At 71.2% G+C, this 26871-nt stretch carries 24 protein-coding genes and 1 pseudogene; 10 read left to right on the top strand and 15 right to left on the bottom strand.

What is annotated here, in order from left to right; all coding sequences use genetic code 11:
* Positions 1 to 178: 178 nt before the first annotated feature.
* The 4 genes from DQ384_RS06205 (at position 179) to DQ384_RS06225 (ending at position 6777) form a co-directional block, all read left to right on the top strand.
* Positions 179 to 1273: a tRNA lysidine(34) synthetase gene (locus DQ384_RS06205; protein ID WP_147268670.1), complete on the top strand. Its 1095-nt coding sequence runs from the start codon at positions 179 to 181 to the stop codon at positions 1271 to 1273.
* Positions 1270 to 3177: an aminotransferase class I/II-fold pyridoxal phosphate-dependent enzyme gene (locus tag DQ384_RS06210; RefSeq protein WP_114027725.1), complete on the top strand. Its 1908-nt coding sequence runs from the start codon at positions 1270 to 1272 to the stop codon at positions 3175 to 3177. Before DQ384_RS06205 ends, DQ384_RS06210 begins: the two co-directional genes overlap by 4 nt.
* 104 nt (positions 3178 to 3281) lie before the next feature.
* Positions 3282 to 5540, top strand: coding sequence for a DUF4910 domain-containing protein (locus DQ384_RS40290; RefSeq protein WP_147268671.1), 2259 nt, complete (start codon positions 3282 to 3284; stop codon positions 5538 to 5540).
* Entirely contained in the window at positions 5521 to 6777 is a 1257-nt protein-coding gene (locus tag DQ384_RS06225; protein ID WP_181871059.1) for an MFS transporter, read from the top strand. Before DQ384_RS40290 ends, DQ384_RS06225 begins: the two co-directional genes overlap by 20 nt.
* A 30-nt stretch (positions 6778 to 6807) precedes the next feature.
* On the opposite strand, the gene DQ384_RS43570 is transcribed toward DQ384_RS06225, so the two are convergent.
* Together DQ384_RS43570 and DQ384_RS41050 are read right to left on the bottom strand one after the other, a co-directional pair.
* On the bottom strand, positions 6808 to 7938 hold the full coding sequence (locus DQ384_RS43570; protein WP_114027728.1) for an alkaline phosphatase family protein: 1131 nt from the start codon (positions 7936 to 7938) through the stop codon (positions 6808 to 6810).
* Between the two features lie 209 nt (positions 7939 to 8147).
* A complete protein-coding gene (locus DQ384_RS41050; protein ID WP_181871060.1) occupies positions 8148 to 8291 on the bottom strand; it encodes a hypothetical protein in 144 nt (47 codons plus the stop codon).
* Between the two features lie 460 nt (positions 8292 to 8751).
* Between DQ384_RS41050 and DQ384_RS41055 the strand changes: the two genes are divergently transcribed.
* The 5 genes from DQ384_RS41055 to DQ384_RS06250 all read left to right on the top strand — a co-directional run bounded on the left by DQ384_RS41055 (position 8752) and on the right by DQ384_RS06250 (position 13647).
* Positions 8752 to 8922: a hypothetical protein gene (locus DQ384_RS41055; protein ID WP_181871061.1), complete on the top strand. Its 171-nt coding sequence runs from the start codon at positions 8752 to 8754 to the stop codon at positions 8920 to 8922.
* A gap of 218 nt (positions 8923 to 9140) precedes the next feature.
* The gene (locus tag DQ384_RS06235) at positions 9141 to 10466 is read left to right on the top strand and encodes an MFS transporter (RefSeq protein ID WP_220182802.1); all 1326 of its coding nucleotides are present in this window, start codon (positions 9141 to 9143) and stop codon (positions 10464 to 10466) included.
* Between the two features lie 276 nt (positions 10467 to 10742).
* A complete protein-coding gene (locus DQ384_RS06240; RefSeq protein ID WP_114027730.1) occupies positions 10743 to 11504 on the top strand; it encodes a HalD/BesD family halogenase in 762 nt (253 codons plus the stop codon).
* Positions 11501 to 12730 (top strand): argininosuccinate synthase, encoded by a 1230-nt coding sequence (locus DQ384_RS06245; protein ID WP_114027731.1) that lies wholly within the window; start codon positions 11501 to 11503, stop codon positions 12728 to 12730. The genes DQ384_RS06240 and DQ384_RS06245 overlap by 4 nt, the downstream gene beginning before the upstream one ends.
* On the top strand, positions 12727 to 13647 hold the full coding sequence (locus DQ384_RS06250; protein ID WP_114027732.1) for a methionyl-tRNA formyltransferase: 921 nt from the start codon (positions 12727 to 12729) through the stop codon (positions 13645 to 13647). The genes DQ384_RS06245 and DQ384_RS06250 overlap by 4 nt, the downstream gene beginning before the upstream one ends.
* A gap of 79 nt (positions 13648 to 13726) precedes the next feature.
* On the opposite strand, the gene DQ384_RS06255 is transcribed toward DQ384_RS06250, so the two are convergent.
* A complete protein-coding gene (locus DQ384_RS06255; RefSeq protein WP_114028017.1) occupies positions 13727 to 14110 on the bottom strand; it encodes a RidA family protein in 384 nt (127 codons plus the stop codon).
* Between the two features lie 258 nt (positions 14111 to 14368).
* Positions 14369 to 14794 carry a MarR family winged helix-turn-helix transcriptional regulator gene (locus DQ384_RS06260; protein WP_114027733.1) on the bottom strand — a complete coding sequence of 142 codons (426 nt, stop codon included), beginning with the start codon at positions 14792 to 14794 and terminating at the stop codon, positions 14369 to 14371.
* A gap of 91 nt (positions 14795 to 14885) precedes the next feature.
* Between DQ384_RS06260 and DQ384_RS06265 the strand changes: the two genes are divergently transcribed.
* Positions 14886 to 15617: an SDR family NAD(P)-dependent oxidoreductase gene (locus tag DQ384_RS06265; RefSeq protein ID WP_114027734.1), complete on the top strand. Its 732-nt coding sequence runs from the start codon at positions 14886 to 14888 to the stop codon at positions 15615 to 15617.
* Positions 15618 to 15656: 39 nt separating this feature from the next.
* Here the strand turns inward: DQ384_RS06265 and DQ384_RS44085 are convergent.
* From DQ384_RS44085 to DQ384_RS06320, 11 genes and pseudogenes are all read right to left on the bottom strand, one after another.
* Positions 15657 to 15833, bottom strand: a pseudogene (locus DQ384_RS44085) (transposase); the annotation flags it as partial.
* A 68-nt stretch (positions 15834 to 15901) separates the two neighbouring features.
* The gene (locus DQ384_RS06275) at positions 15902 to 16846 is read right to left on the bottom strand and encodes an acyltransferase domain-containing protein (RefSeq protein ID WP_114027735.1); all 945 of its coding nucleotides are present in this window, start codon (positions 16844 to 16846) and stop codon (positions 15902 to 15904) included.
* A 175-nt stretch (positions 16847 to 17021) separates the two neighbouring features.
* Positions 17022 to 17309, bottom strand: coding sequence for a hypothetical protein (locus DQ384_RS06280; protein WP_114027736.1), 288 nt, complete (start codon positions 17307 to 17309; stop codon positions 17022 to 17024).
* Positions 17306 to 17701, bottom strand: coding sequence for a hypothetical protein (locus DQ384_RS06285; protein ID WP_114027737.1), 396 nt, complete (start codon positions 17699 to 17701; stop codon positions 17306 to 17308). Before DQ384_RS06285 ends, DQ384_RS06280 begins: the two co-directional genes overlap by 4 nt.
* Complete coding sequence (locus DQ384_RS06290; RefSeq protein WP_114027738.1) at positions 17698 to 17991, bottom strand: hypothetical protein; 294 nt, start codon at positions 17989 to 17991, stop codon at positions 17698 to 17700. Before DQ384_RS06290 ends, DQ384_RS06285 begins: the two co-directional genes overlap by 4 nt.
* Entirely contained in the window at positions 17988 to 18254 is a 267-nt protein-coding gene (locus tag DQ384_RS41060; RefSeq protein WP_181871062.1) for a hypothetical protein, read from the bottom strand. The genes DQ384_RS06290 and DQ384_RS41060 overlap by 4 nt, the downstream gene beginning before the upstream one ends.
* Positions 18255 to 18501: 247 nt before the next feature.
* Positions 18502 to 19719 (bottom strand): helix-turn-helix domain-containing protein, encoded by a 1218-nt coding sequence (locus tag DQ384_RS06300; protein WP_114027739.1) that lies wholly within the window; start codon positions 19717 to 19719, stop codon positions 18502 to 18504.
* A gap of 180 nt (positions 19720 to 19899) precedes the next feature.
* Positions 19900 to 21141 carry a cytochrome P450 gene (locus tag DQ384_RS06305; protein WP_114027740.1) on the bottom strand — a complete coding sequence of 414 codons (1242 nt, stop codon included), beginning with the start codon at positions 21139 to 21141 and terminating at the stop codon, positions 19900 to 19902.
* Entirely contained in the window at positions 21142 to 22278 is a 1137-nt protein-coding gene (locus DQ384_RS06310; protein ID WP_147268672.1) for an acyl-CoA dehydrogenase family protein, read from the bottom strand.
* Entirely contained in the window at positions 22262 to 23446 is a 1185-nt protein-coding gene (locus tag DQ384_RS06315; protein ID WP_114027742.1) for an acyl-CoA dehydrogenase family protein, read from the bottom strand. Before DQ384_RS06315 ends, DQ384_RS06310 begins: the two co-directional genes overlap by 17 nt.
* Positions 23443 to 26778, bottom strand: coding sequence for a non-ribosomal peptide synthetase (locus DQ384_RS06320; RefSeq protein WP_181871063.1), 3336 nt, complete (start codon positions 26776 to 26778; stop codon positions 23443 to 23445). Before DQ384_RS06320 ends, DQ384_RS06315 begins: the two co-directional genes overlap by 4 nt.
* Positions 26779 to 26871 lie beyond the last annotated feature (93 nt).

Consider the following 26871-nt stretch of genomic DNA (forward strand, 5'->3'; position numbering starts at 1 on the left):
GCTTGACGCGAATGGCGTAAATGACCCCATACTAAGCGGACACCACAGCAGTGAGGGAGAAAAAGCCGTGGCCCACGTCGTCTTCCATGACAAAGTCGGCGGCTCGGAGACTCTGAGCGCCACCCCCGGACGGCCGCTGACTGAGGTCCTGACGGCGTACGGCATTCCCGTAAACGCCGTGCTTACGACCCAGAACGGGAAAATCGTTCCCGAGGAGACCACGACCGTCGGGGCAGACGACGTGATCGAGATCCGGCAGGTCCGCCACTACGACCTGGACGTCACCCGCAAGCCTCAACGTACCGTTTACGGCACCCCCGATCCCGTTTACGTGAAAACGGTCATGTTCGACGTAAACGGACAACTGGAGCATCGGTCCGAGCAGTTCGACCGCGAGGGCTTCGTCCGGTACGTCGAGGAGACTTTCGTCCAGAGCATCCTCAGCCACTCGGTGCTCCGGCCCGGCGAATCGGTCGTCATCGGCCTTTCCGGGGGACGGGACAGCGTGGCGTTCGTCAAGCTTCTGGAGCGCGTCGGGGACCGCCTGCCCAAGGTCCCCATGACCTCGGTCACGATCACCGGCCTGCCCGACTGGGACGAGCCGGCGACGTTCGAGGCCGCCCGCGCCTCGGCGGCCGGGCTCGGCATCGACCAGGTCATCGTCACCGCCCAGGACATCGAGCGCGTCTTCAAGATGCGCCGCCCGTTCGTCGAGGCCATGAACAGCGTCGTCTCCGGCGAGCACCGGCACTACAACATGGTCGTCGGCCACCACGTGCTGCGCCGCATGCTGGAGAACTACGCCCAGGAGCACGGCGCGAGCACGGTGGCGTTCGGCTTCAACGGCGACGACCTCGTGGCCAGCATGGTCACCTGGATCACCAGCGGCTACCGCATGGGCGGCATCCCGGTCCGGGAGTTCGGCGGCCTGCGCTACATCTTCCCGCTCTACCGCATCACCAAGAAGGAGCTGATGCTCTACCTGGAGCTCGTCGCCCCCGAGCTCAACCGGCAGGGCACGCCGGGCCGCTTCACCACCGGCCCCCAGGACCGCTCGATCGCCTACGCGCTGGCCGACCACCTGTACGGCCTGTGGCCCGGCATCGACTACTACCTGTTCGAGTCGTTCGCCAACATGCAGCGCTACATGTTCCCGTTCGTGGAGCAGAAGTGCCGCATGTGCGAAGGGGTCTACATCCTCCAGGAAGGAGTACAGAACCCGCCGGACCTCTGCGACGTGTGCGAGTTCTTCGGCAAGATGGGCTTCTCATGACGCGGTGGTACGCCGAGTACTTCACCGCCGACTACTGGAGCTTCGCCCGCCACGAGTACACCGCCGCACGCACGGCCGGTGAGGTCGCCTACCTGGTCAAGACGCTGGAGGAGCACGCGCCCGGGCGGCGCGTGCTCGACCTCGGCTGCGGAATCGGCCGGCACGCCGTCGCGCTGGCCGAGCACGGCTTCGAGGTCGTCGGCGTCGACGTCGGCCGGTGGGCGCTCGACCGGGCCGAGGAGTCCGCGCGGCGGGCGGGCGTCCCGCTGACGGTGGTGCTCGCCGACCTGTTCGGACGGGCCGACCTGCCGGAGGCGGACGCGGCGGTCTGCCTGCAGAACTTCGGCTGGGGCACCGACGACGAGCAGCGCCGGTTCCTGCGCCGGGTGCGCGAGCGGCTCGTCCCCGGCGGGGTGCTCGTCCTGGACCACTCCAACGTGACCGGGATCCTGACCAGGTACCAGCCCACGGCGCGGTTCGAGGCCGAGGGCACCGTCTTCGACTTCTTCCGCTCCTATGACCCGGTGACCGGCCGCAACCAGGGCGAGCTGCGCGTCACCCACCCGGACGGCACCGTCGCGCGCCTGCTGGACGACGTGCGGCTCTACCAGCCGCCCGAGGTCGCGGCGATGCTCCGCGACGCGGGCTACGAGATCGTCCGCGTGGACGCCGACTTCGCCGCCGGGTCCGAGGTCCGGATCGACACCCGGTATGTCCAGTTCGTCGCCCGTGCGGCCGCCAGGCCCGAGCCCGCCGTCCTCGACTACACCCGCGTCACGCCCGCGCCGGGCGACCTCGACCTGCGCTGGGCCCCCGACGAGATCGAGTTCGTCCGCGACGTGATCGACGAGGTCTGGGCCGAGGTCGCCCCGCACGGACGCCCCACGCCCGCCGCCGGCGACATCCCCGACCACCGGCCCGATTCCGCGCCCGCCGACCACTCGTACCACAGGCCTAACTCGGCACCGGCCGAGCACCCAGACCACCGGCCCGCCTCAGTGCTCGCCGACCTCGCCCGGCACCTCGCGGTCACCGACCCGTACGGCGGCGTGCGTGCGGCACCCGTACTGAGCGCGCACTTCGGCGCCGATATCACCCCGGAACGGGTGATCGCGGGCGCGGGCACCACCACCCTGTTGCACGCCCTTGGCGCGCTCGCCGCGCCCGGGACGCTGCTGTGCACGCCGTACTCCCACCCGGACCTGCCCGGCTGGGCGGCCCGGCTCGGCGCGACACTGCGCCCGTTCGACCCGGCCGCCGACGACGCGCCCGAAACGATCGCCCGGCTGCGGCCCGCGCTCGTGCTGGTCGAGCGTCCCGGCGTCCTAGGCGAGCTTCTGCCCCCGGACCGCGTCCGCGCCCTCGCCGAGGCGGCCAGGGACGTCGGCGGGCTGCTGGTGCTGGACGAGGCGTGCGCGACGTACGCCGGGCCGGAGGCCAGCGCCGTGCCGCTCACCTCCGAGGCCGAGGGGCTCGTCGTGCTGCGCGGCCTGTCCAAGGGGTACTGCTGCGGCGGCCTGCGCATCGGATTCGCCATCTGCTCGGCCGGCACCGGGGCCACGCTGCGCCGGGCCGCGCCGCCGCTAGCCGCCTCCGCACTCCCGCTGGAGGTGGCGCTGCGCCTCCTCGAACGCGGCGACGTCCTCCAGCCGCTGCGCACGGCCCTCGCCACGGCCAAACCCGAGCTGGTCGCAGGCCTGCGCCGACTCGGCCTCACCGTGGCACCGGGACACCCGACGCTGCCGTGGGTCACGGTCGAGGGCCACGTCCCGCCCGGCCTGCTCGGCAAACCGGTACGCCCGATCTTCGGCGCCCCGCGCACCCGGATCAGCGTGCCGCTGTCGGCCGCGCGCCGGGACGCGTTCCGCGCGCTGGTGGAGCGGGCGGACGCGGCGGGCGGATGAATCTCGTGGTGGTGGCCGGTGGGCGCCGTGCGGGCCGACGAGCGCCGCTGAGCTCGGTGAAGGCCGGGTGAGCATCGTTGCGGGCCGGTGAGCGCGGTGAGCCGGTGAGCGTCCGGACCGTCGTCGAGCGGATGCACGCGTCCTTCGACACGGCGGCCGCCATGGCCGACGTCGCCGCGGTGTGCGGGTTCGACCGCTACCAGGCGTCGTCCGGGGTCATGGCGGCGGCCGAGTACGTCGCCCGCCGGGCTGAGCAGGCGGGTCTCGCGGACGTCCGGCTACTGGAGTTCCCCGCCGACGGAAGCAGCCGCTGGTGGAGCTTCCGCGCCCCCACTTCGTGGACGCCGCTGCGCGCCGAGCTGACCGCAGTAGGGCCGCCGTCGTCCGGAGCCGCCGGGAACGGCTCCGTGGAGGTTCGCCCGGACGAGCCGTTCGCCCCCGCCCTGTCCGAGCCGTTCACCGCCTCCCTGGCCGAGCCGTTCACCGCCTTGGCCGAGCCGTTCGCCTACTCCCTGGGTGAGCCGCCCGCCCCCTCCCTGAACGCGCCGTTCACCGTCGCCGCGTACCCGGACGAGCCGTTCACGCTCGCCGCGCACTCCGCGGCCACCGGCCCGGACGGGGTCGAGGTGCCCGTGGTCCGCGCCGGTTCCGGGGGCGCGTCGCCGCGCGGGGCGCTCGTCGTGCACGACGACCCGGCGATCCCGCTCGCCCGCGCGCTGGCCGAGGCCGAGCGGGAGGGCGCGCTGGGACTCGTCACCGACCAGGTCTCCGGGGACGGCCAGGTGGGGCGGGTCGAGCTGCGCGGCGGCACATCGCTGCTCGCGTTCAGCGTCCGCCCGGGACGGCTGGCCGAGCTGCTCGCCCGAGGACGCGCCCGCGTCACCGTCACCGCGCACGACACCGCGCCCATGCCCCTGGTCACCGGGCTGATCCCCGGCGAGGAGGCCACCGAGACGCTGCTGTACGCGCACCTGTGCCACCCGCGCCCGAGCGCCAACGACAACGCCACGGGAGTGGCCGCCCTCCTCGGCATCGCCCGGGTGCTGGCGAGCGCCGGCGGCGACGCGCGGAGCGGCGCCGGCGCCCGCCCGCGCCGGGGCGTCCGGTTCGTCTGGGGCCCCGAGTTCACCGGCATGGCCGCCTACCTGCACGATGTCGCGGAGTCCGTCCCGATGGCCGCGGTCAACGTGGACATGGCGGGCGAGGACCAGCGGCTGTGCGGTGGGCCGCTCATCGTCGAGCGCGCGCCCGACCACCTGCCCGGGTTCGTCAGCGCGCTCGCCGAGCACGTCGTCACCCTGCTCCCCCAGGCCGCACGTTCCTACACCGGGGCCGTGGCGTGCGACACCTGGGCCTGGCGCGCCACCCCCTTCGTCGGCGCGTCCGACCACAGCCTGCTGGCCGACCGCTCGATCGGCTGCCCCGCCGTCACGCTCGGGCACTGGCCGGACCGGTTCAACCACAGCTCGGCCGACACCCTCGACAAGGTGGACCCGGAGGAACTGCGCCGCATCGCGACGGTCGCCGGAGCCACGATCGCCGTCCTGAGCACCGCCACCCCGGCCGACCACCCCGAACTGGAGGCCATTGCCATCCACTGGGCGGCCGCCCGATTGCTGGAGTGCCTGCCCAGCGGCCGCGCCGTACCCGACATTTACGAAATGTCCGGTAGGGAAGACGGCCACGACGCGAGCGGGACGGAGCGTACGGCGGGGCGTGAGGCTCGGCTTGGAGAAAAGAATGGGGCACGGGCCGGGTCCGCGCTGAACGCGCGTCCGCTGGAGTTGTTGTGGCATCGTACGGACGTGGCTGTCGCGGCGGTGGGGTGGATCGACGAACTTTGCGGGGACCGCGGCGGGTCCGCGTCGCGGCGGTGGGTCGAGGATCTCGCCGCCCACGTCGCCACCCTGCTCCCGGGGGACCACCCCCGACATCGGTCCCCGTCCTCGCCGCCGGGCGAGCGCGCGGGCGGTGGGATTTGCGTGCCGCGTCGCACCTGGGCTGGGCCGTTCAACCTGCGGGGGCTGGTCGAGGCGGCCTCGCCTGGCGGGCGGGAGTGGATCGGGGGGCGACTCGCCGAGGAGCGGGCGCGCGGGTACGCGCTCATGCTGGCGCTGGCCCACGCCGTGGACGGGGTGCGCGACCGCGAGGCCGTGGCCCGGTACGCCGGGCTCGCCACGGGCCTTCCCGTCGAGGACGGGTTCGCCGGACGTTTCCTCGACATTCTCGTGGAATCGGGGTGGGCCGCCGAAACGGCCACCGCCGGCGAAGAGAAAGCGGGGGCGGCCGGGCGGGGTGTGGGCGGGGTAACGGCGGGATCGGCCGCCGGGGATGGAGGCACCGGTGCGCCGGCTGATGCGTGACCCCAGGTTCGTCCTGCTCTTCGCCGGCCAGGCGATCAACATGTTCGGCGACCGCGCGCTGCTCGTCGTGCTGGCCATCTGGGTCAAGGAGCTGACCGGGTCGGACGCGCTGGCCGGCGTCACGTTCGTGCTGCTGTCGCTGCCGTCGCTGCTCGCGCCGCTCACCGGCCTGCTGGTCGACCGGTTCCCCCGGCGCCTCACGCTGATCGTCAACGACCTGGCCGCGACCGTCCTCGTGCTGTGCCTGCTGCTCGTGCGGGACGCGGGCGACCTGTGGATCGTGTTCGCCGTCACGCTCGGCTACGGCATCTCGAACCAGATCTTCAACGCCGCGCGCGGCGGCCTCGTCCACTCCATGGTGCCGAAGGAGCTGCTCGGCGACGCGAACGGCCTGTTCGGCTCGGTCGGGCAGGGCCTGCGCATCATCGGCCCGCTGCTCGGCACCGCCATCTTCGTGGCGGTCGGGCTCGGCGGGGTCGCGATACTCGACGCGGCCACGTTCGTCGTGTCGGCGATCATCCTCCTGATGCTCAGGACCACCCCCGACCTGGTGCGCGCCCGCGAGAAGGCGCCGGGGCGGCTGACGGGCGACCTCACGGCGGGCGTCCGGCACATCCTGCGCGACCGCGAGCTGCGAGGTGCGGTCCTCGCGGTCGGCCTGGCGCTCGGCGCGGGCGGGCTGCTCAACACGGCGATGTTCGCCGCCGTGGACGAGGGCCTGCACCGGTCGACGGCGTTCATCGGCGTCGTCGCCAGCTTCCAGGGCGCGGGCTCGATCGCGGGCGGCGTGGCCACCGGAACCCTGATCAGGCGGTACGGCGAGGCGCGCGCCGCCGCCATCGGGTTCGCGTTCGGCGCGGTCGGCATGGCCCTGGTCATCCCGACCAGCGTCGTCGGCATGTGCGTGGGCGCGGTGCTGGTCGGCGTCTCGATCCCGGTCTTCCTGGTCGCGACCACCACGCTCGTCCAGCGGCGCACGGAGGGCGAGCTCCAGGGGCGGGCGCTGACGGCGATGGAGGCGCTGATCGACATCCCCTTCATCGCGTCCCTGGGGCTCGGGTCGCTGATCATCCAGTTCGTACCGTTCCGCTTCATCTACGCCTTCAGCGCGGCGGCGTTCATGAGCGTGGCGGTGTACGTGCTGATCGTCCGCCGTCGCGGACCGGACGCGGACGCCGAGGTGCCGGCCGCCACGACGCCGTCGCAACCCGCGGCGTCAGAGCCCACCGCCTCCTGAAGCTGCGAGGGCCGGCGCTGAACGCGCGGGTCAACGCCAGGTCGCCAGCGGGACGAGCATCTCGTCCGGGGTGAGCGCGCCGTGCTCGAAGGCCATGCCGGGCACGGGGAGCGGGAAACGGGGTGAGGTGGCGATGGCGACGACCTCGCCGAGCCGCTCCCCCACGGCGGCGGGCAGACCGGTGAGCCCGGCACCCGGTAGGCCGGTGGACCCTGGACCTGGCGGGCCGGCGAGCCCGAGGCCGGGCAGGTCGGCCGCCGGGACCACCAGGGCGTGGCCGTCCATGGCCTCGCCGAGCCGTTCCAGCGCCTCGGCCGCGCGGCCCTCGCGCGGATACAGCCAGCGGGTCCGTCCCGCTCCCCCGGCCGGGAGCCGGCACAGCTCGGGGGTGTCGACGCGGGCCCAGGCGAGCTCCAGCCCGGCGTCGGGCTCGCAGGGCACCTGGCCGTGGTCGGAGTGGGCGAGGACGGTCCACCCGCGCCGGGCCCAGGACAGCGCGTGCCGTTCCAGCGCCTCGACCGCGCGGGCCGCGCGGTCGTCGTAGCCGTGCCGGTGGACGTGGTCGTCCAGGTTGACGTACGTCCAGAGCAGGAGGGGACGGTCTTCGCGGTGGGCGGCCAGGACGTCCTCGACGTCGCGGGCCACGGCCGCGACCATGCGCTCGGGGTCGGCGGCCTCGGCGGCCAGCGTCCGGGGGTCGGGTCTCGGGCCGCGTGAGGCGCCGGCGAGCAGCGCGGACGCCCAGGGGCTGCCGATCGCGCCGATCTCCCTCGCCCTGGCCACGGGCCGCGCGCGGGGGGCGGCGGCCTGGAAGACGGTGGGCATCGCCGCGAGAACGCCGGGCGAGACGGAACTCCCGGCGGCGACGGGGGTGCGGGGGCCGTCGCCCGTGCCGTGGTCATGCGGGGCGCGGGGACCATCGGGCCCGTCGTGGGGGTCGGCGAGGAGGGTGCCGAAGATGACGTCGGCGAGGGCGTCGTCGTCGGGCGAGCGGTAGGCGGCGCCGACGACGAGGTGCTCGGTGAGAGGGGCTCCGGTGACGGCGGTCATCCAGGCCGTCGCGGAGGTGCTCGGGAACGTGGAGGTCAGGCATTCGAGGGCGGCGTCGCGCCAGCCCGCGCGGGCGGCACGCCACGACAGGCCGTCGACCGCGAGTACCACGATTCCCCGGGCGGCATGGTCGAGCTCGGCCAGAATCCGCCCGGGTATCGCACACAACGATTGCCTCGGATGCGGAGTGATGCCACCCGCAGCCGCAATCGCGCATTCATTGATCAGTGCGATATCGTCCAGCAAAGGAGTCGATCTCCGCACGGTGGATTAACTGGCGCAAGATCGACGCCAGCCGCTCGGCCGAACCCGACGCTTGGTCACATATTCGGGACGCAGTCGGTGCAGGTCGTGCGGAACTTGATCGCCAGCTCCGCCTGGCGTGCGGCCAGCATGTTCTGCACCAATTCCGGCGTGAGCAGAACCGGGGTTTCGGTCGTCTTCTGCACGAGCTCGGGCGTCATCCCTACCTCCTACGGGAAATTGACGGCTGCCCAAAATGTCGGGCGAATGTAGCGTAAAATACGCCTAGATAGCTGTCAACAGGGAAATGTACGGTAAACGACCCCATAAAGCCCTGACGGCTTGACGTGGGACATCTCAGCAGGACAAGCCCCACAGGCGCCCATCCCGCCCCCATGATGCCCCGCCGACGGACCCCGTGAATAGCCGTTCACCTCTGGGACATGGCGCAGCGGGAACTCACGGTTACCAGATGTGATCCGTTATTCGCCGGCCCGCCGCGGCCCCTCCGCCGCCCGCCCGTCCGCGGATCGACCACATCCCCCCGTACATACGGTCCGAAATCCGGGCGGCCGGTCCCCGGGGTTCCGTCCGACGATACGGGACGCCCCGGTCCCCGGCCAGAAGGTCAGGGCTGCCCCGGGGCCGGAGCGGACGGCGGCCGGACTCCCGCGCGGGCGCGTGCCCGGCTCCGGCTCCGCGGCCACCGGCGAACCGCCCCGCGTCCGGCCCGTCCGCGCACGGCGCGAGGTGCCGGACCACCTGTTCGACCGCGCGTACGAGGAGCTGGGCGACCCGGAGTTCCGCGACCTCTCGCCGGCCGTGTTCACCGCCTGGGGACGGCGCCCCTGACCGGCCCGCGGAGCCGTACGGAACCTCCGCTCCCTTTGGGCGCCCGCGGTCGCGTGGCGCCGGGCCCGGCGTGAATGTCCACGTCCGTGTAACCGGTGTAAGCGTAGGGATTATCGTGCCGGAAAAATGTGAAACACAGCGGTAATTGACGCCCGTCGTCGCCCTGTGATCACAATAACGCACGATTAGCCACGCCCTATCGACCCACGGAGGATCCGTTGTCCACGGAGAGTCAGTCAGACTCCGACGCGCCGGAACTCGCCGCACCACGAGACCGGGGACTCTGGTCCAACCACGACTTCACTAAGTTCTGGGTCGGCGAGACCATTTCTCTGATGGGCGTGCAAGTCACCGCGCTCGCTTTGCCGCTGACCGCCGTACTGGCGCTGAACGCGGGCCCCGAGGAGACCGGCGGCCTGCGCTTCGCCCAGTTCGTGCCGTTCCTGTTCCTGTCGCTGCTGTTCGGCGTCTGGGCCGACCGGCGCAGGAAACGGCCGCTGATGATCGGCGCGAACGTCGTCAGGTGTGTGCTGATCGGCCTCGTGCCGCTGCTCGCCTGGATGGACGTTCTCAACATGTGGTCGCTGTACGCGCTGGCGATCGGCATCGGCGTCTGTACCGTCCTGTTCGACGTGTCGTGGATGTCCTACGTGCCCACGCTGGTCGACAAGGAGCACCTGGTCTCGGCGAACGGCAAGGTCAACTCCAGCTTCTCGGTAGCCGATCTGGCGGGCCCTGGTATCGCCGGTCTGATCGTGCAGATATTCACGGCGCCGTGGGCCCTGCTCATCGACTCGTTCTCCTACCTCGTCTCGGTGATCACCCTGTCGTCGATCCGGCGGCCCGAACCCGAGCCGAAGCCCGGCGCCGAACGCCATCTGGGCAGGGAGATCCGGGAGGGCATCGTCTTCGTGACGAGCAACCCGTTCCTGCGGGTCATCGCCACGATCGGGTCCGCGTACAACTTCTGCTACATGTTCATCGACGCCCTGTTCGTGCTGTACTGCATTAGGACGCTTGGATTCGACCCCTTCACGCTCGGCCTGACGCTGAGCCTGAGCTCGGTCGGTGGCCTGCTCGGCTCGCTCGCGGCCGGCACCTTCATCAAGCGCTTCCCCTATGGCCGCGTCTACATGGTCGCCGTGGTGATCGGATACTGCGGCCCGCTGCTGGTCCCGCTGGTCACCGGGCCGACCTGGCTCGCCGCGATCGTGATCGGCGGCGGGTTCGTGTTCACCCGGTTCGGCCTGTCGGTGGCCAACGTCGTGGCGCTCAGCCTGAGGCAGGCCGTGACCCCGCAGCACCTGATGGCGCGCATGACGGCCGGAATGCGCACCCTGCTGTCGGGTCTCGGCACCCTCGGCGCCCTGGCCGGCGGGTTCGTCGGCGCGAGCATCGGCCTTCGCGAGGCGATCTGGGTGGGGGCCATCGCCTCCGCCGCCGCCACGCTGCCGCTCTTCTTCTCCATCATCCCGCGACTGCGCAAGCTCCCGGAGAACCCCGAAGAGGCCATGGAGTTCGCCGCCGCCCAGCGCACGGCCTGACCCGAAGCGGCGGCCGGCACGAGGCCCGCGCCCGGGACGACCCCTCCCGGGCGCCACGGGTCCCTCCCACCGTGCGCCGGCCCCGCCCCGGGCTCCCTGTTTCACGACGGCTCTCGTAAGAGATTTCGATAGACCGTTCAACAACTATGCGTATTGCCATCCTGTACGGAGCGCGGCTTATGCTGCACTCCGGATCCGGCCGCCCGCCATCGGGAATCCAGTCCCTTGTCCATAAACCCATGATTCAAGCCACAGCGATACTCCAAGGAGGCGGCCATGTCGGATGTCGACGCGCTGCTACTCGATCTGGAAACGCACCTCGCCACGAGTGTGAGCGAGGATTCCATCGCGCGGGCGCGGCGTAATTTCTCCTACCTCGGCCACGCCAAGATTCCCTTTCTCGTCCCCGACTCCGTGAAGAAGGCCGTCGCCGCCGAGGTCAACGAGCTCCTCGACGTCGGCAGCGTGCGCCGCGACGTCAGCTTCAAGGAGACCGACTTCAGCCCCCGCCGGATGCGCAACGTCCGGCGCAAGGAGATCGCCGAGTTCGGCACGATCATCCCCGAGGTCTACAAGTCGGCCAAGCTGCTGCAGGGCCTGGCACAGATCGCCGGCGAGCCGGTGCACCCCTGCCCGTACGAGCCCGAGCAGTACGTGATCACCTGCCTGGAGAAGGACGGCGACACGCACGGCTGGCACTGGGACGACTACAGCTTCGCCGTCGTCTGGGTGATCGAGACCCCGCCGATCGCCGACGGCGGCTTCGTGCAGTGCGTGCCCGGCACGACCTGGAACAAGTCCGACCCCCAGATCAACCGGACGCTGGTGAAGCACCCGATCTACTCGGTCGAGCTGTTCGCCGGCGACCTGTACCTGATGCGGACGGACACGACGCTGCACCGCGTGTACCCCGTGGCGAACGGCACGCGCAAGATCATCAACATGGGCTACGCGTCCACGCAGAACCTGACGATGGAACTCTCCCACGAGACCATGGACGGTCTCTGGGCCGAACCGGAAACCGTGGAGGTCTCGTGACCAGCAACGCCGGGAAATCGCCGGAGCACATCGTCCTCGCCTTCTCCGGCGGGCTGGACACCTCCGTGGTACTGGTCTGGCTCCAGGAGCGCTACCAGTGCCCCATCACCGCGTTCGTCGCCGACCTCGGCCAGGGCGAGGAGCTGGAGACCGCCCGCCGCAAGGCGCTCGCCCTCGGCGCGGTCGACGTGAAGATCGTCGACCTGCAGGAGGAGTTCGCGCAGGACTACGCGTTCCCGATGTACCGGGCCGACGCGATGTACGAGGGCCAGTACCTGATGGGCTCCTCCATCGGCCGCCCGCTCATCGCCGCCGCCCAGCTCCGGGTGGCCGAGGAGGTCGGCGCCGACGCCGTGGCCCACGGGGCGACCGGCAAGGGCAACGACCAGGTCCGGTTCGAGTACACCTACGGCGCGCTCCGCCCCGACATGAAGGTCATCGCCCCCTGGCGTGACTGGGAGTTCTCCTCGCGCAACGACCTGCTGGCGTACGCGAGCAAGAACGACATCGAGGTCGACCTGTCCAGCGGCGAGCGGCCGTACTCGATCGACACCAACCTGCTGCACACGTCCTACGAGGGCGTGGCCCTGGAAGACCCGGCGCTGCCGGTGCCGACGGGCCTGCTCACCCGGGTCAAGGACCTGCTGGACGCCGAGCCCGAGCCCGAGGTCGTGCGCGTGTCCTTCGAGAAGGGCAACCCGGTCGCGGTCAACGGCGAGGCCCTCTCCCCCGCCGGGGTGCTGCGCGAGCTCGGCGCGATCGGCGCCCGGCACGGCGTCGGCCGCCTCGACATCGTCGAGAACCGGATCTTCGGGATGAAGACCCGAAATGTGTACGAAGCGCCTTCGGGTACGATCCTGTGGCATGCCCACCGCGCCGTACAGTCGCTGGCCCTCGACCCCGAGGTGCTGCACCTCAAGGACGAGCTGATGCCGCGCTACGCCAGCCTGGTCTACCGGGGCCTGTGGTTCGCGCCGGAGCGTCTGATGCTCCAGCACGCCATCGACTGGAGCCAGGATGTCGTCACCGGCGAGGCCAGCCTGCTGCTCTACCGGGGCAACGTCCAGGTGGTGGGCCGCACGTCCCCGCACAGCCGCTACGACATCGCGTTCGCCACCTTCGAGGCCGACGACGTGTTCGAGCAGCGCGACGCGGCCGGGTACATGAAGGTCAACACCGTCCGCTTCCGGGCCGGGCGGCGCGCCGCCGGCGGAGCCGCCCAGTGAGAGTCCTGTTCATGGGGTACGGGGAGCTGGGCGCCAACATGCTCGGCGGCCTCGTCAGACGCCACGACGTGGTGACGGCGCTCACCCACGTGGCCGAGTTCGGCGGGCTCGGCGAGCCCGACGTCGAGCAGCTCGCCGGCAAGCTGGGCATCCCCCTCGTCTACTCCTCCACGGCGGCCGAGCCGGAGCTGTGGCGGAAGGTCGAGGAGCTCGCGCCGGACGTGATCGTCTCCACGAACTGGCGGACCCGCGCCCCGATCGAGCTGCTGCGCATCCCGCGGCTCGGCGCGATCAACGTGCACGACGCCCTGCTGCCGGAGTACGGCGGGTTCGGGTCGGTCAACTGGTCGATCAGGGACGGCCGGTCCGAGATCGGCCTGACCGTGCACTTCATGGACGCGGAGCTGGACACCGGCCCCGTGGTGGCCAGGGCGCTGGTGCCCATCGGCCCGCACGACACCGCGGGCATGGTTCTCCAGAAGCTGATGAGCGAGTACGTGCCCGTGACGCTGCGCGCGCTGGACCTGGTCGCGGCCGGGCACACCGGCGAGCCGCAGCCGGCGACGGGGGGGACCTTTTACCACAAGATCGGGCTTGAGGACACTCGGATCGACTGGCGCGATTCCACCACCGAGGTCTACAACCTGGTCCGCGGGCAGAGCGACCCGTTCATCAACGCCTGGACGACCCACAACGGCGCCCGGCTGTTCATCAAGGTGGCCCGCCCGCCCGAGCGCGGCTACTGCGGCACGCCCGGCCGGATCGTCAGGGCCGCCGAGGACGGGGTCGCGGTCGCCTGCGGGCGGCGCGGGGACCCCGACGCGCGCGGGCTGATCCTGCTGCAGGTGAAGACGGAGGACGGCCCGCCCGTCCGCGCCGTCGACTACTTCAGGAAGGTACGCGGCTACCTGGAATAGCCCGGTGGATCCGCGAGAGGCGGCCGCCCCGCAACGGGGCCGGCCGCCTCTGCCGTTCCCGCCGTTTCACGCCGTGGGGTCACTCGGCGGCGACCGCCTCGACCTCCAGCAACCAGATCGGGTCGTAGATGCCGGTGATGATGATGGTCATGGCGAACTGGTGACCGGCGAAGTTCTCGTTGCGCACCCGGGACAGCGCCGCGCGGTACTGGCGGTCGCTGAGGTAGATCGTCAGCTTGACCAGGTTGGTCACGTCCATGTCCGCGGCCTTGAGCAGGGACCGGATGTGGCCGAACACCAGCCGGGCCTGGTCTTCGAAATCGGGCGGGACGTGGCCGTCGGCGGTCTCGGGAATCTGGCCGCTGATGTAGAGAAGCCGTGAGAAACCGGTCAGTTCCTTGGCGTTCGCGTAGTAAGGGCCGGTGCCAGGGACCTCAGGGGAGGTGATCGTCCGCATCTCCATGGTCATGAGTGTGACACAAACCCCGTGCCCCCGAAGCGCGCCTCGGACCCGCTCCGGCAAACCTTCCGGCAACACGAAACGGCGAGCAGGCGATCTTGTGGCTGAGCCTGTCGGCTCCTGTCCGGTGGCGTCCGGAGTCCGGTGTGAATCGGGGGCGTAGTTCCGGCTTCATGGTGAGGCTACGCGGTGCGGTGGCGGTTCGGTGTGATCGGCTTCGTGGGGCTGGTGGCGTGTTGGGGTCGGAGGTGGCCGCCGAGATCAGGGGCGTAGTGCTGTTGCGGCGGATTGGAGCAGGTGGACGAGGCTGTCGCGTTGGGTGCTGGGCCAGGAACTGAAGCGGGTGGTCAGGGTGGTGTTGATGGCCTGCTGGAATTGGCCGGTGACCGCCTCGCCCTGGGGGGTGAGATGGACGCGGGTCATCCGGCGGTCGTTGGGGTCGGGTTGGCGGGTGAGCAGGCCGCGTCGCTGAAGCCGGTCGACCAGGCCGGTGATGTTGGTCTTGTCGCAGTGCAGCAGGGTCGCGAGCTCGCCGAAGGACGGCTGCAGATGTTGGGCGAAGCACAGCAGTTGCGCTTGCTGGGGGGTTAGTCCCAGCCCGCGGCTCGTCGTGCTGAACAGGCCGTCGATCTCCATGAAGACGCCGATCAGCGTCTCGACGAGTTCGTCATCGGGTGCGGCGGCCATAGCAGGCAGTCTACTACCTGGACAGTTGACACCCTCTACTAAAATAGTCGACGCTATGGACTATCCATAGGATCGACCAATTGGAGGGGTCATGCGTATCGAGGATCGGGTCGCGGTCGTCACCGGCGGATCGCGCGGCATCGGACGGGCGATCAGCGACAGGCTCGCCGCGGCGGGGATGCGCGTCGTCATCGGCTCCCGCGACCAGGAGACGGCCGCGCAGGCGGTGGACCAGATCAAGGACGCGGGCGGGCTGGCCACCGCGGTCCGCACTGACATCACCCGCCCCGAGGCGGTCAAGGAGTTGTTCGATACGGCCGAGAGCCAGTACGGCCGGGTGGATGTGTGGGTGAACAACGCGGCCACTGCGACCGCTGGGCCGCTGGCCCGCGCCACCGATGACGACTTCGACCAGTACCTGCACGCCAACGTGCGGTCCACGTTCGTGGCGCTGCGCGAGGCCGCGCAGCGCATCAGCGACCACGGCCGGATCATCTTGATCTCTTCCGCGCTGACCGTGTCGCCGCTGCCCGGCATGGCACTGCTGGCCGCGAGCAAGGCCGCCGGTGACCAGCTCGCCCGCACGCTGGCCTGGGAGGTGGGCGCCAGATCCGTGACGGTCAACAGCGTCCTGCCCGGCCTGACCCGTACCGACGTCATCGGCACCGTGCCCCCGCACGTCATTGACGACGCCAAGGCCCGCACACCGCTGGGCCGCCTGGGCGAACCAGCCGACATCGCCGACGTCGTCGCGTTCCTGGCCTCCGACGCCGCCCGCTGGATCACCGGCCAGACCATCAACGCCGCCGGAGGCATGATCTAACGAGTTGGCGCCGGGCCAGGGCCGGATGATGCAGCCGGTCTCACCCGGGAACCGGCCGATGACCTTGGCGCGGCGGCGGGTCTCGCCGAAGGTGCGCTCGATGAAGTCGGAGTGGCGGATCCGCTGGTGGTGCTCGGCGGGGAAGCGTAGGTAGGCGGTCAGTCCTTCGCGGTCGGTGTCCAGGATCTTCATCGCGGCCGGGCGGTGCCTCGGAATCGATGAGACGAATCGATGAAGTCACGTCTCATCGATCATGAGGCAGATCTGCGGACGTCTCGGCCCGGCTAAATCGGGAAGCTGCCGCGGCGCCAGTACCAGTGGCGGCCGGCCTTCAGGTGGTCGACGACCGCGCGCTGGAGCACGGTGCGGCGCGGCAGCTGGTCGAGCGGCGTGGTCAGGGTGCGGAACACGAACCGCAGCACCTCGACGTCGGCGTCCAGCCCTTCCGGCTCCTCGTAGGGCTCCAGCTCGAACCTCCGCTGGAACCGGACGATGTTGGAGTCCCCGGGCAGGTACTCCAGCAGCTGCGGGTCGAGCAGCCACGAGCCGCAGGAGAACGCCGTGTATCGCTCGTCGGGAAAGTGGCGCGGGAAGAACGCGCGGGCCTCGTCCAGCGACGCCGCGACCGCCTCCGGGGTCATCGGCCCCGACTCGGGGATGTGCAGGTCGATGGCGGTGCCGCCGCGCTGGTGCTGCAGCCGGCCCAGCTCGTAGACGCCGCCGCGCGCGTGCAGCGTCAGCCAGCTCTGCATGACCGGCCAGCCCTGGCGGTGCATCCGCCGGTCGATGGCGAGGTTGCGGCCCAGGTCCGCGAGGGTCACCCACGACACGGCATCGGGGATGCCGTGGTCGCGGTGGTACCCCATGACGACATCGACCAGGGCCAGGTGCGCGTACACGTAGAGATGCCGCCAGGCGGGGCCCCGTTCGCGCGGCAGCTCCGGACCGGGCGACAGCCAGTCGTGGCCCCCGAGATCGGCGCGGACCAGGGCGATCGAGCGGTCGAGCAGCCAGCGCAGCTCCGGAGTCCACAGGGGAGAGTCGGGGTCAGGCCAGCCCGCCATGATCTCGGCGGCGTCGTCCGGCCGCACCGCGAGCCGGTCGAGGATCGCGGGCGCGTCGGCCTTGGCGGGCAGCGGAGCGGACGGCCGGTCGCCGGCGAGCCGGTGCACGCGGTGGACGTCCTCGACGGGTACCCCGAGCCGGGCGGCGGTGTCGTCCAGATCCACGCGGACGATCCTACTTACCTTGTGTCCTGTTTTGTTGATCTCCTGCTCTCCTCGGCGCGAGAGGACTGCGAGGGCACCAACTGCCTCAAGTCGGTGATCTCCAGGTGCCAGGTAAGCCGCGGCGGTCCGGGGTTCTCGCGCTCCGGCTCGGCCATGACCTCGACCGGTGGCCGTGTCATCGGGCCTGCCCGAGGAGGATGCGCTCCCACAGCGTCGCGATGTCAGAGTGACTCATCCGGTGCGTCTGCGCGACGGCGCCCTTCCCGGCGCGTTCGATGTAGCCTCGGCCGCCGGCCGTGACGAGGGAGTACACCACCGGCTTGCACTGGCAGGTCCAGCGCAGCACCCGCCGCCGGTCCTCGCCGCTGGTGGCCGCTTGCCAGGCGATGCGCTCGGCGTCGGCGTTCGGATCCGGGACGTGCGGGCCGTGCCCGGCGGTGCCCTCGGTCGCGGTGAGCGTCACGGCCGACCTCCCTGCTCACCCTCGCCCAGGACCACGACGGCGCAGTCCTCGCACGCCATGGGGTCGAACCGGCTCCAGATCACGGGCACCCCGGAGATCTCCGCCACCCGCGCCTGGACCGCGCACGCCGCGGCGACCACGGCGTTGGGCGTGGCCACCTCCCACAGCACGGCGTGCCGGATCAAGCACGGGGTGAGGAACGCGACCGCGTACAGCGGACCGCCGGCAGCCGACGCGGGCGCGGGTGCCTCCTCCTCCCGCCAGTCGACGAGCGTCAGACGCGGGAAGTAGCCGCCCACCGAGATCCGCGCGTCCGGCCCGAACCCGTAGACGTCGCGCTGTTCGGCGCCGCGCTCGGCGGGTTCGCGGGAGTGCCTCCCGGGGCTGGTCATGCGACCCACGCCCGGTCTCGGCCGATCGACGCCATCGCGCCGAGCTCGGCCTCGCGCATCTGCTCGCGCAGGTCCTCGACGGTGGCCGCCTCGACCCGCAGATGGGCGGGGGCCCGCCAGAGGGGGATGGCGACGAACTTACGCAGGCCGATGCCGTAGAAGACGCACCATCCGGGCTCGACCTGGTCGAGCCGCGCGGCGGTCGCGCGTTCCGCCTGGTCCCAACTCCGTGGGGTCACATGGAGCGCAGGCCGGGCGCCGACCCGGTGCCGTCCCTCCGGCCGGCTCACGCCGCCACTCCTCGCCGCGACGGGCCGCGCGACCCGATCGGCGGCGGGATGTCCGGCGCGCGGCCGATGCCGACGGACAGGGCGGACGCGGCCGGCCACGGCTGCCGTCCGGGGTGCGCTATGGCGAACGGGCGAACCCTCACCGGCCGGAACGGCCCCGCCAGGAACGGCCCGTACAGGCCGAGCCGCTTGCGCGCCTCCAGGCGGGCGCGCATCTGCGCGGTGGTGGGGTGCTCCCACTGGTGGTGGCGTCGTTGCGGCAAGCTCGCCGCGTCGTGAGCGTAGGGGGCGTGGCCGCACCAGCGACAGCCGAGCGGTGACGGCGGGGCGTCCGCACTCCAGCGGATACGTACGGCGCGAATGCCTCTAATCTTGGGCATTGGGTCAGGGCCTCGTTTCCTGATCAAGGCCCCGGGGTCCCCGGTGTTCCAGCACCGGGCCGGGGCCGTCTTCACGTTGGGCAACGTAAGACCCGAAGACGGCCCCGGTGTTTCCGTATGGAAACCTTCGTTAGATCAGGTTCATCCGCCAGGCCAACCCGCGGAGTTCACGACTGATCGTGTTGTCGTACATGTCCGCGACCAGTTCACGGACCATAGGGTTCTTGTGGACGCTGGCGACCGAGAGCTTTTCGGCTTGGCGCAACTGCTGTGCGGCGGCGTCGTTCCTGCCGAGCATGGCCAACGCGCGGCCCTGCTCGATCGCCAGGGCGGCCTTCCGGCTACGCCTCAGGAGCGCCTTCGCATCCACGCCCCTAGCGACCTCTAGCGCTTTCTCCGGCTCTCCGGCCTCTACCGCGAGCATGGCTTTCCACACACCGACGTTCGCAGGCCCGAAGCTCTGCCACCCCTCACCCGTTGCCCCATCGGGTTGTTCTCCGAGTCGTTCGGCGACCCGGCCGGCTTCGGCGATCCGGTCGGCTGCCCCGGAGGTGTCGTCCTGGAGGTGCCGGGCGAGCGCAGCGTACAACTGGAGCATCCCGTATACCTCGTGGCCGGTACGGTCGTCGCCTAGGTGACCTTCAAGCCTGTCCGCAACACGTTCGGCATCACGCAGTGCTCGCGAGAGCGAGGCGGCCGGGCGAGCACCCGCCTGCGCGAACGCCGCTGCGCCGATCATCACCGGATCATTGAGCGACCGTGCGGCCCTTTCGGCGCGGTCGGCGGCGATCCATGCCAAGTCAACCTGTCCGAGGTGCCGGAGTACGTTCGTCGCCGAGGTGCAGAGATCGACCAGCAGACGTAGCGCGATGGCCCGTTCTCGCTCATCCCCCGTGGCCGCGTGCACATGGAGTTCAGCGAGCACAGGCGGCAGGGCGGTAGCGAGCCGGGCATCGTCGGCACCCCGCCGATACTCGCGGATATCACCGTTGACGATCTCTACGAGCGCGCCGAGCGGCCGCGCTCCGATATCCAGCGGGCTGTCGAGAGAGGCATCAAGGAAGACCTCCCTGAGGCGCACGACGTCGCCGTACGCCCGCTCACGTGGACGGATGGCGGGTACAGGCTCCCCAAGCAGGTCAGAGGCCGAGACCTCTAGGGCCTCGGCGAGGTCGCGGATGTCGCTGCGCCGCTCAAGCCTGGCGTGACCGTTCTCGATTTTGCTGAGCCATCCCTTGGACCGGCCAGAGAGCCCGGCAAGGGTCTCCAGCGACATGCCGCGGTAGCGACGGGCGGCGCGTACGTTCTCGCCGATCCGCCGCATGCCGTCGTCAACGGCGTGCGCCATGGTCCAGCCTTCCTGCAAGCTCCGATACCAACTGCCACGGTACGTGGCCCGCCGTACGTCCGTGCAGGGAACGCAGACGCCCAGCCGATCCACCCACGGACGGGTGGGTCCTAGGCAAACCTTCCGGCGACACGAAACGGCGGGTACGGGGCCGGTCCGCCCGTACCCGCCGTTCCGCGTTCAGCCGCCGTTCGGGTGGAGGGTCACCGGCAGGTGGGTGATGCCGTTGAGGAAGTTGGAGCCCAGGTGGCGGGGCTCGCCGGTGAGCTCGAAGGACTCGACCTGCTCGACGAGTTCCTCCAGGAGGAGCTGGACGCCGGTCTGCGCGGGCGAGTTGCCGATGCACCGGTGGGAGCCGAAGCCGAAGGCGACGTGCTGGTTCGGGGTGCGCACCGGGTCGAAGGTGTAGGGGTCGGCGAAGATCTCCTCGTCCCGGTTGGCCGAGCCGATCCAGGCCGCGACCAGCCCGCCCTCGGGGATGACGTGGCCGCCGAGCTCGACCTCCTGGGTCGTCCGGCGCAGCAGGTGGTTGACCGGGCTCGACCAGCGCAGGGTCTCCTCCAGCGTGAGCGGCAGTGTCGAGCGGTCGGCCTCGCGGACGCGCCGCCACAGGTCGGGGTTCTCGGCCATGGTCAGCACCAGGTGCGAGGACGCCTGCGGGATCGTCGGGTTGGCGCCCATGATGAAGGCGTAGCAGTTGACGAGGACCTCCTCGTCGGTGGCGGGACGCCCGTCGACCTCCATGCCGAGCAGCAGCGAGATCAGGTCGTCGGTGCCGGGGCTCTCCCTGCGGTCCTGGATCAGCTCGATGAACATCGAGAACAGGAACACATGGGCGGCCCGCAGCGTCGCGGCCTCGTCGCCGATCGAGAACGCCGGGTCCTCGGGCGCCATGCTGGCCACCGTCCAGTGCGCGGCCTCGGTCCACTGGTCCTGCGGGATGCCCATGAGCTCCCCGGCGACCAGCATCGGCAGCATGGTGACGAGCTTGGCCATGTCCGCCTGCCCGTCGGCGATGGCGCCGGCGACGAGCTTGGCCACCCGCTCGCGGATCTTCGGCTCGTGTCGCCGCATCACGCGCATGGACAGCGCGCTGATGGTGGCCCCACGCACCTGCCCGTGCCGGGGCGGGTCCATCAGGTGGATGGCCTGGCCCGCGGCGGTGTCCCGCTGGAGGACGCTGAGCATGGTGCTGTGCTCGGAGCTGAACCGCCGGGTGTCGCGCAGGATGTCCACGACGTCGCGGTACCGGGTGACCGACCAGAAGGGCGTCCCGTCCGGCGCCTCCTGGCGCCACACCGGGGCCGTCTCGCGCAGGGTCCGCCAGGCGGCGTGCGGGTCGCCCGAGCGGTAGAGCTCGGTGCCGTACAGATCGATCTCGTCCAGGGATACGGATTTCGCGCCCGCGTCGGTCAAGCGCATCTAGCTCTGCCTTTCCACTGCTACATCTGAGTCAACCGCGGCTGAGTGGACGGCGGCCAGCCGGTGCCGGCCCGCCTCCTGCCAGAGCGCCCCGGGCGGCCCGAGGCGGGTCGCCGCGGACCTGATCACCTCGAAGAAGCGGTGCACGGGCGCGCCCAGGGTGAGCCCCCGCGCGCCGTGCGCCTGTACCGAGATCCTTATCGTGCGCAGCGCCACCTCGGCGGTCCAGGCCAGCGCCTCGGCCGCCTCCCGGGCGAAGGGCTCCCCCGCGTCGGCCTGCCAGGCTGCCCGGTACACCAGCAGCCGCGCGGCCTCAAGGTCGATCTTGGCCTTGGCGAGCGGGAAGGCGACGGCCTGGTTGTCCAGCACGAACCGGTCGAACTGCCGCCGGTTGGCCGTATGGGTGACGGCGAGCGCGTGCGCGCCGAGGCCGAGCCCGAGCAGGTACCCGGCCTGGCGCACGCGGTGCCGGGCCAGCAGCCCGGCCGGGTCCGACAGCGGGCTGCCCGTGCCGAGACCGCCGACGACCTGGCCGGACGTGACCGTCACCCGGTCGAGGGGCAGGGAGGCCGGGCTCTCCACCGGGCCGCTCCAGGGGAACGCGCGCCCGGCCGGGGGCCGCCACACCGAGGCGGGCAGGACGGCGAGCAGGACCTCGCCGTCGGCCTCCTCGGTGCGGAAGGCGGCGCAGCACGCCTGGTCGGGCTGGACGTCCTCGACCGTGAGGACGCCGGACGGCCGCCAGGCGTCCTCCTCCAGGCGCGCCCGTCCCGCGGTCGGGCGGCAGACCAGGTCCAGCCCGGCCGCGACCACGACCTGCTTGCCGGCCACCACCGCGGCCGCGATGTCGGCCCCGGGTGCGTCGTCGCCCGCCTCGGCCAGCGCGTCCACCACCAGCATGCCGCCGGTGTAGACGTCGGGCAGCGCGCGGCGGCCGAGCTCCAGGCTGATGGTGACGCCGCAGGACAGGCCGAGGTCGAAGCCGCCGAGGTCGATGGCGGCGGCGAAGGCGAACCCGTCCATGTCGGCCAGCGCGGCCTGCGCCGAGGTGCCGTCGGGGCCGGGCTCGGCGACGCTCAGGCCCTCGCGTATGGTTCCGGCGATCCGCTCCAGGACCGGGTCAGATCTCAGATCCACCGCCGGCACCCCCGATCACGTCAGGCCGGTCGAAGGCCGAGCTCGCGACCAGCTCCAGCATCATTTCCGAGGTCCCGGCCGACAGGGTCAGCCCCGGGCCCTCGCGGTACCCGGCCTCCAGCACGGCGGCCTTCTCGGGGCTCAGCGCGCGGAGCCCGTACCCGTGGCCGTGCACGAGGGCGGCCCAGGTCGCGACCTGCTGCGCGGTCTCGCTGGTGTGGTACTTGCTGATGGCCGCCGACGTCGGGTCGAGCGGGCCGCGGCCGAGCTGGCTGATCGTGCTCCAGGCGAGCAGGCGCCCGGCGTCTACGGCGGCGCCGTACCGGCCGACCTCCTCCAGCAGCGCGTCGTCGGTCGTCTCGGGGATCAGGCCGGTGAGCGTGGCGTCGTACCAGCGGGCGGCCTTGAGCGAGTAGTCCAGGCCGGTCCGCTCGATGGCCAGGCAGCGGGTGAGCAGGGACCAGCCCTCGCCCTCCGCGCCCAGCAGCGCGTCCTCGCCCACCCACACGCGGTCCAGCTCGACGCGGTCGTACTGCTCGTCGGCCAGGCTGGCGATGTGGCCGCGGGTGACGCCCTCGGCGTGCAGGTCGACCAGGAACAGGCTGATGCCCTCGTACTTGGTGGTGCCGGTCCCGGTGCGGACGGCGCACAGGCCGAGGTCGCTCATGCCGCTCTTCAGTCCGAACACCTTGGTGCCCGACAGCCGGTACCCGTCGCCGTCGCGCACGGCGGTGGCGCGCAGCGAGGCCAGGTCGGACCCGACCTCCGGCTCGGTGTAGAGGACGGTGGCGAACAGCTCGCCGCTCGCCAGCTTGGGCAGGTAGCGGGCCTTCTGCTCCTCCGAACCGGCCTCCAGCAGGAACAGGCCGACGATCTGGACGCTGAGCACCTGGAGCATGTCGGGCATGCCGCCGCGCACCAGCTCCTCGATCACCGCCGCGGCCTCCAGGTGGCTGACGCCGCGCCCGCCGTACTGCTCGGGCCAGCTCGCCGCGAACAGGCGGTGCGCGGCGAGCGCGCGGTACAGCGGACGGACGTCCGGCTCGCGCTCCCCCGAGGCCATCGCGCGGCCGAGGTCGTCCAGGGCGGAGCGCACCGGGGGCGTGCCGAGGACCTCGCGGACCTCGGCACGCAGCGCGCGCTCGGCGTCGCTCTCTCCGAAGTTCATGCGGAGCCGTCGCCCTCCTGGTCGCCGAGGAGCCTGGCGACCTCTTCCTCGGGCATCTGCTCCAGCAGTGCCAGCAGCTCCTCGTCCGACAGCGACTCCTGCTTCTGCGCGTCCACCACGCCGGCGAGGTGGGCGACGGTGGGCGAGCGGAAGAACTCGGCCAGGCCGAGGTCCACGCCGAACCGGTCGCGGATGCGGGACACGAGCTGCGTGGCCTGAAGGCTGTTGCCGCCGATCTCGAAGAAGTTGTCGTGGATGCCGACCTTGGTGAGCCGCAGCAGCGGGGCGAAGATCTCCTCCGCCAGCACCCGCTCGGTCTCGGTGGTGGGCTCGGCCGAGACGCCGCCGGTCCTGGCGCTCTCGTCGGGGGCGGGCAGCCTGCGCGCGTCCACCTTGCCGGCCACTGTCAGCGGGAGCTGCTCCAGCAGCACGACGTACGCGGGCACCATGTGCCGGGGCAGGTGCTCGGACACGTACCCGCGCAGCAGCGTCACCTCGGGGCTGGTCCCGGCGGCCGGGCTGACGTAGGCCACCAGGTGCTTCTCGCCGACCTCGTCGGTCCATGCCTGCACCGACACCTGGCCGACGTCGGGGTGGGAGGCCAGCACGGTCTCGATCTCGCCGAGCTCGATGCGCTGGCCGCGGATCTTCACCTGGGCGTCGATGCGGCCGAGGCACATCAGGTTGCCGTTGCGCAGCCGCTTGACCAGGTCGCCGGTGTGGTACAGCCGGCCGCCGGGCGCGGTGCCGAACGGGTCGTGCACGATCTTCGCCTGGGTGAGGAACGGGTCGTTGAGGTACCCCGGCGTCAGGCCGACGCCGCCGATGACCAGCTCACCCGCGACGCCGTAAGGCAGCAGCTCCATGTGCTGGTCGACGACGTGCGCGACGTGGTTGGCGTACGGCAGGCCGATCGGCGGGCCGGACTCGAAGTGGCCGATGCACTCGTAGTACACCATCGCGACCGTGCACTCGGTGGGGCCGTAGCCGTTGAACAGGCGGCGCCGCCGGTTCCACCGGTTGACCAGCTCGCCGTTGAACATCTCGCCGCCGACCATCGCCAGCCGCGCCGAGGTGAAGCGCTCGGGGGTGAGCAGGGCCATCACCGGCGGCGGCAGGTCGATGATCGTGGTGCGCGTCTCCTCGATGAGCTTCTGCAGCGCCTCCATGTCCAGGCGCTCCTCGTCGCGGACGAGGTTGATGCGCGCGCCGCGGCACAGCGCGGTGAAGATCTCGAACACCGACACGTCGAAGGTGAGCGACGCGAACGCCACGATCCGGTCGCTCGGCACGATCTCGAACATCTCCGAGATCGCGTCGACGAACTCGACCACCGAGTGGTGCTCGATCAGCACGCCCTTGGGCCTGCCGGTCGTCCCGGAGGTGAACAGGACGTACGCGACGTCCTTCAGGCCGGGCCCGTAGTCGAGGTTCGCGTCGTCGTACCCGGCGAGGATGTCGGCGAGCTCGTCCAGGACCAGCACCTTCGGCCCGCCGTCGGGCAGGTTGCCGGCGACGGAGCTGTGCGAGAGCACCACGGCGGGCGCGGCGTCCGCCAGCATGCCGGCCACGCGCTGCGGCGGGTGCGAGCTGTCGATCGGGACGTAGGCGGCGCCGGCCTTCAGGGTCGCGAACATCGACACGATGAGGTCGTGGTCGCGGGGCATCGCCAGGGCGACCCGGCCGCCGCGCTCCACGCCGTTTTCGGCGAGCAGCCGCGCCAGGCGGTTGGCCCGGCCGTTCAGCTCGCCGTAGGTCATCGCCGTCCCGCCGGCCACGACGGCGACCGCGTCCGGGTCCCGCTCCACCTGGAGCTCGAACTCCTGCGACAGGGTGGTGGTGGCGTTCGGGCGGGTGGGGCCGTTCCACTTCGTGAGCAGTTCCTCGCGCTCGCTCGGCGTGATCACCGGCACGCGGGAGATCGGCGTGTTCAGGAACGGGACGAGCGCGCGCAGGACCTGCTTGTAGTGCCCGGCCAGCGCGTTCATGGTGTCGGCGTCGAACAGGTTGGTGTTGTACTCCAGCGTGAAGACCAGCCCGTCGGTGGTCTCCATGAGGCCCCAGGTCATGTCGAACCGGGAGGTGTCCAGGTCCGGGGACTCGGGGACGACGGTGAGGCCGGGCAGCCGAGGCGGCTCGGCCAGGTTCGACAGGCCGAAGCCGATCTGGAACAGCGGCGTGCGGGCCGGGTCGCGGGGCGGGCGCACGACGTCGACCACCCGGTCGAAGGGCAGCTCGCCGTGGGCCATCGCGCCCTGGACGACGTCGTGGACGCGGCCGATGAGCTGGCGGACGGTGGGGTCGCCGGACAGGTCGTTGCGCAGCACCAGGATGTTGATGAAGTAGCCGATCATCCGCTCGACCTCGGTGCGGCTGCGGTTGGCCGCGGCCGAGCCGACGGTGAGGTCCTCCTGGCCGGTGTGGCGGTGCAGCACGATGAGGAACGCCGCCAGGTACACCGCGAAGGGGCTCGCGCCGGTCTCCCGGGCCAGGCCGTGCAGGTCCTCCATGACGTCGGCGGTCGTCTGGTGGTGCAGCGTGGCGCCGTCGAAGGTCGCCTCGGCGGGACGCGGGCGGTCGGTGGGGAACTCGACCACGGGCGCGCCGGTCAGCCGGTCGCGCCAGTACTCGTTCAGCTCGTCCAGCACCTTGCCCTGGAGCCACTCGCGCTGCCAGGTGGCGTAGTCGGCGTACTGGAGGGCGGGCGGCTCGGGCGCCTCGATGCCCTCGACGCCGGTCCTGATGCCGTAGAAGGCGGCGAGCTCCTGGCAGAACACGCCCATCGACCAGCCGTCCCAGATCACGTGGTGGACGACCAGCACCAGCAGGTGGTCACCCTCGTCGATCCGGTACAGCATGACCCGCCACAGCGGCGCGGCGGTCAGGTCGAACGGCTCGCGTCCGGCGTCGGTCGCGAGCTTCCTCGCGGCGGCCAGCCGCTCGTCGGGGGTGGAGCCGGCGGGCTCGATGACCGGCATTTCCACCGGGACCGTGTCGTGGATCCGCTGGAGTCCCTCGCCACCCTGGTCGTGGAGGCTCGTGCGCATCGACTCGTGCCGGGCGACCACGTCGGCGAAGGCCGCGCGGAACGCCTCGACGTCGAGGTCGCCGCCGATACGGAACGCGCCCGGGACGTTGTACGTGGACTGGCCGGGGGCGAACTGGTCCAGGAACCAGAGCGATTCCTGGGAAAAGGACAGCGGCGCGGTGTCCCCGCTCTGCCTCGGCTGCATGACGGCGGCGCTGCGCTGCTTCTCCGACTTCAAGCGATTCAGCAGTTCCGTCCGATGGTCGCCGGGTTGCCGCGCAAAATCGTCCTGTAGCTCGCTCATGCTCATCCCATTTCCGCACCGACTTTTCCAGGGCTCCGCGATCCACAGTAGGGATCGGCGCGCAGAACCGGCATCCGTGAGCGCGTGAAGTTC

The sequence above is a fragment of the Sphaerisporangium album genome (assembly GCF_003323745.1).
GTDB lineage: Bacteria > Actinomycetota > Actinomycetes > Streptosporangiales > Streptosporangiaceae > Sphaerisporangium > Sphaerisporangium album.